Origin of the sequence: Kribbella turkmenica (assembly GCF_004348725.1) — a bacterium.
Lineage (GTDB): Bacteria > Actinomycetota > Actinomycetes > Propionibacteriales > Kribbellaceae > Kribbella > Kribbella turkmenica.
In genome coordinates this window covers 1-6,333 of sequence record NZ_SMKR01000266.1, presented here as the reverse complement: position 1 = coordinate 6,333, position 6,333 = coordinate 1, and the positions used below count along the sequence as shown (strand labels likewise).

Genomic DNA, 6,333 nt, shown 5'->3' with positions numbered 1-6,333 from the left:
GCCTGTCGGTCGTCCGATGACCACCGGGCGGAAGGTCTGGGCTTCCACCGAGAACAAAGCGCCGTGAACCGGCAGATCCGGCTTCGGAGCCGTCCTGATCGCTCCCGAGCCGCCTGACTTCGCAGGTTCGTGCAGGGTTGTGGATAACTTCGGGTGGGGACCCGTGGACACTGCTAGCGTTCAGGCGATCATTCTCGGTCGACCTGGGAGAGTAACCAACGATGCTGCGTCCGATGGCCGTTGCCGTAGCCACCGCCACCGCCACCGCCACCGCCGCTGTCGTCCTGCTCGCCGGATGCGGCGGCAGCGACGACCAGAGCTCCGACTCGAAGCCCGACAGCGCTGGCGCCAGCTCGGCGACGACCCCGTCCCCGCCGCCGATCGCGTCGTTCGATCCGCCCAAGGCCTTCGCCGCCGCATCGGCGTTCGCACTCGAAGGTCAGAAGGGCGTCGGGACCGGCATGGTCGGCCGGAGCACGCTGGTGGCGAGTCTCACCGGCGTCACCGGACGCGACATCGCCGCCCAGAAGGAGCCCTGGATGGTTCCGGCCGCCGAGGCGACCACGACCGAGACCGTGGCCCTGACCAGACCGGTGGGCGTCCAGCTGGACGGCAAGGACGTGGTCGCGATCGCCTACGTCCAGAACGACAAGGGCAACGGCACCCAGAAGGCCAAGGGACAGGTGCTGTTCCAGTGGATCGACTCCGCCGACGGCAAGAAGGTCGCCGAGGTGGTCACCGATCTCACGGCAGCGCTCGGCCCCGGCGAAGGTGTCGACGATGTGGTCGGCCAGGCGTACGACGCCGCCACCGGCCAGGTCGCGATCGGCCTGAAGCCCGCCGGGCAGGCCGGACGCCAGAAGGTCGGCGCGACCTTCACCGTGTACGCCGACCCCACGACGCAGAAGTCGACAGTGATCCCCTCGTTCGACGTCGCCGGGGTCCTCAACGGGGTGGTCGCCGGCGCGAACGGCGGGAATGCCCAGGGCCAGGGCGAGGCCACGATCCTCGTCGCCGACGCGGCCACCGGCAAGATCACCAAGCGGACGCCGACCAACCAGGCAGTCCTTCACGTCGCCGGCCACGGCTCGAAGCGCGCGTACCTGAGCGGAACCACGCGCAAGAGCGACGCCGACAACAACAACACCGTGTACGCCGTCGACATCCCGACCGGCGCCGTCGTGCCGATCAAGGGGCTGGTCCAGGACGGCACGATGAACTTCGGCTGCCTCGGCGACGAGGCGACTGCGGTGGTCTGCACCGCCAGAGCCGCCGACGGCAATCACGAGATCATCGGCATCGACGACACCACCGGCAAGAAGGCCTGGGGCTACACGGAGAAGGCCTCGAACCGGGTCGTTCCGTCCGTCACCGCGGCGTTCCACGGCATCATCTACGCGCAGACCGAGGCACAGCCGGTCCTGATGGACGCCGCCACCGGTGAGGACGTGAAGGTCAGCACGCCGGCTCCGCCGGAGAGCGCCAGTCCGACGGACGGCGGGACGCCGGGCTCGTCGCAGTCGTCCGACCCCAGCTCGCAGACGAACAGTCCGGCCAACGCGAACGGTTCGGTCATGTCGCTGTACGACGGAAAGCTGCGGTCACCGCACGCCGTCACCGAGTACGGCGGGGTCTACGTGCAAGGCAACTACAAGCGCGCGCTCATCGCGCTGAGTCCCACCGCTTGACGAGCTGAAGCGAGCGGGCCCTGGTCGACCGGGCCCGTTCGTCGTTCAGATGTCCGTGCGGTGGAAGTTCTTGTAGGACCGCGACGGGGTCGGCCCGCGCTGGCCCTGGTAGCGGGAGCCGTACTTCGCGGAGCCGTACGGGTGCTCCGCGGGGGACGACAGCTTGAAGAAGCAGAGCTGGCCGATCTTCATGCCGGGCCAGAGCTTGATCGGGAGCGTCGCCACATTCGACAGCTCGAGCGTCACGTGGCCGGAGAAACCGGGGTCGATGAATCCCGCGGTGGAGTGGGTGAGCAGGCCGAGCCGGCCCAGCGAGGACTTGCCCTCCAGCCGGGCCGCGACGTCGTCCGGCAGCGTCACCAGCTCGTACGTCGATCCCAGGACGAACTCACCGGGATGGAGGATGAACGGCTCGTCGCCCTCCGGTTCGACCATCCGGGTCAGGTCGGGCTGTTCCTCGGCCGGGTCGATGTGCGGGTACTTGTGGTTCTCGAACACCCGGAAGAACCGGTCCAGCCGTACGTCGACACTCGACGGCTGCACCATCGCAGCGTCGAACGGGTCCAGCTGGACCCGCTTCGCGTCGAGTTCGGCCAAGATGTCACGGTCGGAGAGCAGCACGAAGGAAACCTAGCAGCGCTCGCCCCGTCGGCCCAGTTGCAGGCCGCACCCCGGCCCTGGCCGCCACTCCCCCGGCAGCGGCCCGGAAACCGTCGTCCTGCTGTGGACGAGCGGTGGAACGCGCTCGTCCGGTCCTGCGGTCCCGGTGCCCGGTGACCGATCGTCCGGAGCCCTCAGCTCCCCGGCGTGACCACGTCTCCGGGCTTCCCCGAGTTGCCGTCCGTGCGGCCGTCGTACCCCCGGTCGTCCGGCACCGTTGCGGCGTACCGCCGACCTCAGGGGCCTGAGGCAACGAACGTCAGGCCAGCTTGTTGAACCGCGACACCTGGGTCGCGAAGGTCTTGACCTGCGACGGCGACCAGTCCTTGAGCAGTTCCTCGATCACCTTGTGCCGCTTCTTCCGGGCCGCCGCGAGCTTGCGCTTGCCCGCCGCGGTCAGCGTGAGCAGCGTCGCCCGGGCGTCGGACTTGTCGGCCGCACGCTTCAGCAGACCCTCTTCCTCCAGGCGCGCGCAGGCCCGGCTGACCGGACCCTTGTCCACCTCGAGCGCCGCCACCAGGTCGGCCATCCGCACCGGCGCCAGTTCCTCGACGTGGTTCAGCAACGCGTACTGCGCCGGCTCCAGATCCGGATGCGCCTCGTCGGACAGCGTCCGCTGCAGACCGCGCAGCCGCCGTGCCAACGTGACGAGCTCCTTCTCCAGGTTGTCCAGCGCGTCACTCGTGTCTGTTGCCACCATTCACCCCTTCATCCAGTTGCCCCGCAACCATCTTGTCCGGTCCAGGTGAGGACCGCATCCTCACGTTGCGTCGAATGTTGCCCCCGGCAACGCGTTCTAATCTGCCAGAAGATGACGGGCCTGCCCAGTCCTGGGCGCACCCTTTGTGGAAAACTGCCCAGGAACCCTCCGCGCAAACCGCCGGGCGGGCTCTTTTCGATGCGTCCGGCATCAGTTCCGGCGCACGCGCGAACCGCCGGTCGCCGGCACGAGCACCCCCCTGCGCCCGGTCCACCCTGCCCGGCCGTCGGCCCACCCGATCCGGTCGCGGCGCACGGACCCACCGTGGCCCGCGCCCTACCCATCCGCTATGCTCGTCTGCGCCTGCCGGTCCACCGGCAGGCAGTGCGGGTGTAGTTCAATGGCAGAACATCAGCTTCCCAAGCTGACAGTGCGGGTTCGATTCCCGTCACCCGCTCCAGCGAGAAGCCCCAGGTCAGAGGCAAATTCCTCACCTGGGGCTTCGTCATCTCAGTGATGAGCATCCGTCCTCGTGCCCATTACGTGCTTGGTGGCCACCGGAAGGCCGTCTCATGTCAGACACGCAACGAGCCGCGATTGCCTAGCGGTGCCAGCACACTACGCCGCTGCCCGACTTGGTTTGTCGGGCAGCGGCGTGAGAATCTGCCTCTCAGGACTTCAGCCGTGACGGCGACCCTGTCTCAGCGTTCAAGTGCCTAGCGCTGAACTTCTCCAGGTCGTCGCCGTGGCTACGGTCCAGGCTCCGGTGTTCCGAACCGAGCGCCGGAGCTGCTCCACCTCCTGTTGCCAGAAGCCGGGCGCCCAAACCGGCAGGGATCGCGGTTCCATCGCCCCAGCACGGTTCCATCACTCGTGCCATGGCAGGTCGCGGGTCAGTAGGTCAGACAGTCTCAGAAGGTCTCAAAGCGCGCCAGTCGGCTTCACTTCGGTCGAACGTGGGATTGTTACTTTCGACCTGGCAGAAGAAGGAACGGAACAACCTGATGAGGGTTGCGAGAACCGAACCGTTCTGCGCCGCCGTTAGCAGCCACTCTTCTCCTGGATCGGTAGACGTCGTGCCCGATCCGTGCCCGATCGGACGGTCGCCCGTACCCGGGCCGAGGGTGTACGAGACGACCTGGTTTTTTGCGACAGACGGTCAACTGCGGTCACTCGCTTCCCACCTGCCGCCCACGTGCACAGCACCGAGCTGGACAATTGAGTTCCCGAGCTGACACTGCGGGTCCGATTCCCGTCACCCGCTCCATTTGTCAGGACATGACTGAGCCCAGGCCGGACGGCCTGGCTCTCGTTCTGTTGCCATGGTCCCCCACTTCCGACAAGCCGGGTTTCGGCTCGATCAAACGGTTGACTCAGGCAATGGTCGGCCCGCCCAGAGGTACGGCGATTCGGCCATGCGATGCATCGCGGCGACCCGGGTTACCACCACCCCCGACCGCCAGCGGTATGGCGATCGGGACCAGTCGAGGGCGCAGCGTGGTGATGCCAGCGGCGAGCGTGGCGTGGTCCCGGCACCGCGACAACGGAAGGCTGTTCGTGCAAGCAAGAGTCCGACGCCCACCAGCAGCCGGTCGCCCGCGTGCTCGTCCTGGGACCACCGACACCGCGCCGGCGCGGTCGTGCCCAGCCTGCCGTCATAGAGCAGTGGGAAGACAGCGGTCAGTACGCCGATCGCCGCCGCGCTCGACGGGCTCCGTCGTACCTCGATGTCATGAACTACGAGCGACGGCACATCGGCACATCGTGCCGAAGTCGCGCCCAACCGCTGACGATGGTCACGTCAGCACCGCGGCCCTGCACACGTCAGGTGCGGCGCGATCACCAGGTCGAGTTGCTCGATCAGGAAATCGGTGAGCGTGCCCCAGCCGTTCACGGCCCAGACTTGGAGGGAGCCGGTGAGACAGACCAAGGTGTGCCGGGCGAGGGCCGGTACGTCGGTGTCCGGCCGGAGCTCACCGGCTTCCTGCGCGGCGAGGTAGAGCCGGGCGCAGCTGTCGACGACCGCGGCCGAGTGCGCGAGCGTGTGCTGCCGGAACTCCGGGTCGGCGACGTCGAGCTGGACGAAGCCGAGCCCGTTGCCGAGCTGCTCCCGGTGCTCGATGTGGGCGACGGCCGTCAGCGCGAAGTCCCGCAGGGTCGCCAGCGGCGAGGTGTTCCGCGCCTCGGCCTCCTCGACCGCCGCCAGCACCAGGCGCGCCGACCGGGCCGCCGCCGCGAGTAGCAGCCCGCGCTTGTTGCCGAACCGCTGCATCAGGGTCGGCGGAGCCACTCCGGCCCGCGCACCGACCGCGGCCAGGGTCAGTTTCGCCGGGCCGAGCTCGGCCAGTACCTGCCTGGTCGCGTCCAGGATCGCGTCGTCGCCGACCAGCCGTGGCCGGGCCATTCGGCACCCCCGAATTCATGAACAGCCGTTCGTTAATTGATGAAACAGTAACAGATCCTTGTTCGATCAGTTATCCAGGGCGACGGGAGAACTACGGGGTGCGATATCGCGCCTGTGGGGACCCCGTTGCCTGGTCCACCCGCCGCGGACCGGGCACGTCGTACAACGGGAGCTCTTCATGCGTTTCGCCCGCACCGCCCTGGGCCTGTTGCTGACTCTGGCCGGCCTCGTGATCACGTCCGCCGGAGCGGTCGCCGCCTTCTGGCTGGTCGGCCCGGACAACACGATCACCACCGGCAGCCGGCAGTTCAGCAGCCAGGGCCTGGCCGTCATCACCGCGCCCGACCTGCTCGACCGGCACGGACCGACCCTGCACGTGACCGCCTCCGCCGACCGGCCCGTCTTCGTCGGCGTCGGTCAGGACCTGGACGTCGCGAACTATCTGTCCGGCGCCCACCACAGTCGCCTGATCCGCTTCGAGCCGCCGGCGACCTTCGCCGCGCAGGAGATGCAAGGCCGCACCGCCCGGCTGACCCCGCCGGGGCAGCTCGACTGGTGGGCCGCGGGGGCCGGCGGTGCGGGCAGGCAGTCGATCGCCTGGCCGATCCAGGACGGCCGGTACGACGTCGTCGTGATGAACGCGGACGGCACCCCCGCCGTGGGCGCGGACGTCACGTTCGGCGTCGAGATCGACCGCGCCTTCGGGATCTGCCTGCTGGTGCTGGGTGCAGGCACGGTGCTGCTCGCCGTCGGCCTGATGCTGACCTTCCGCCGGCGGAGCCCGGCAGTCGCCCCGATCCGCATCACCCCACTGCCCGTCGCGCCGCAGCCGGCGCCGCCGGTCGCCCCAGCGCCCGCCCCGGTCAGTATCGACCCGACCC

General features: G+C 68.6%; 5 protein-coding genes and 1 tRNA gene. 3 read left to right on the top strand and 3 right to left on the bottom strand.

Going from position 1 to position 6,333, the window contains the following annotated elements:
* The first annotated feature begins 233 nt into the window (after window positions 1–233).
* Window positions 234–1,688, top strand: a complete 1,455-nt coding sequence (locus E1218_RS34495; protein ID WP_132327239.1) for a hypothetical protein — start codon at window positions 234–236, stop codon at window positions 1,686–1,688.
* A gap of 45 nt (window positions 1,689–1,733) precedes the next feature.
* Here the strand turns inward: E1218_RS34495 and dcd are convergent, their stop codons facing one another.
* Window positions 1,734–2,309 carry a dCTP deaminase gene (gene dcd / locus E1218_RS34490; RefSeq protein WP_132327238.1) on the bottom strand — a complete coding sequence of 192 codons (576 nt, stop codon included), beginning with the start codon at window positions 2,307–2,309 and terminating at the stop codon, window positions 1,734–1,736.
* A gap of 298 nt (window positions 2,310–2,607) precedes the next feature.
* The gene (locus E1218_RS34485) at window positions 2,608–3,048 is read right to left on the bottom strand and encodes a MarR family winged helix-turn-helix transcriptional regulator (RefSeq protein ID WP_233712669.1); all 441 of its coding nucleotides are present in this window, start codon (window positions 3,046–3,048) and stop codon (window positions 2,608–2,610) included.
* Window positions 3,049–3,434: 386 nt separating this feature from the next.
* Here E1218_RS34485 and E1218_RS34480 point away from each other — a divergent pair.
* Window positions 3,435–3,508, top strand: a tRNA-Gly gene (locus E1218_RS34480).
* A gap of 1,341 nt (window positions 3,509–4,849) precedes the next feature.
* On the opposite strand, the gene E1218_RS34475 is transcribed toward E1218_RS34480, so the two are convergent.
* Window positions 4,850–5,452, bottom strand: a complete 603-nt coding sequence (locus E1218_RS34475) for a TetR/AcrR family transcriptional regulator (protein ID WP_132327237.1) — start codon at window positions 5,450–5,452, stop codon at window positions 4,850–4,852.
* A gap of 178 nt (window positions 5,453–5,630) precedes the next feature.
* On the opposite strand from E1218_RS34475, the gene E1218_RS34470 reads away from it, so the two are divergent.
* The coding region (locus tag E1218_RS34470; RefSeq protein ID WP_202866357.1) for a hypothetical protein at window positions 5,631–6,333 on the top strand (703 nt) is incomplete at its 3' end.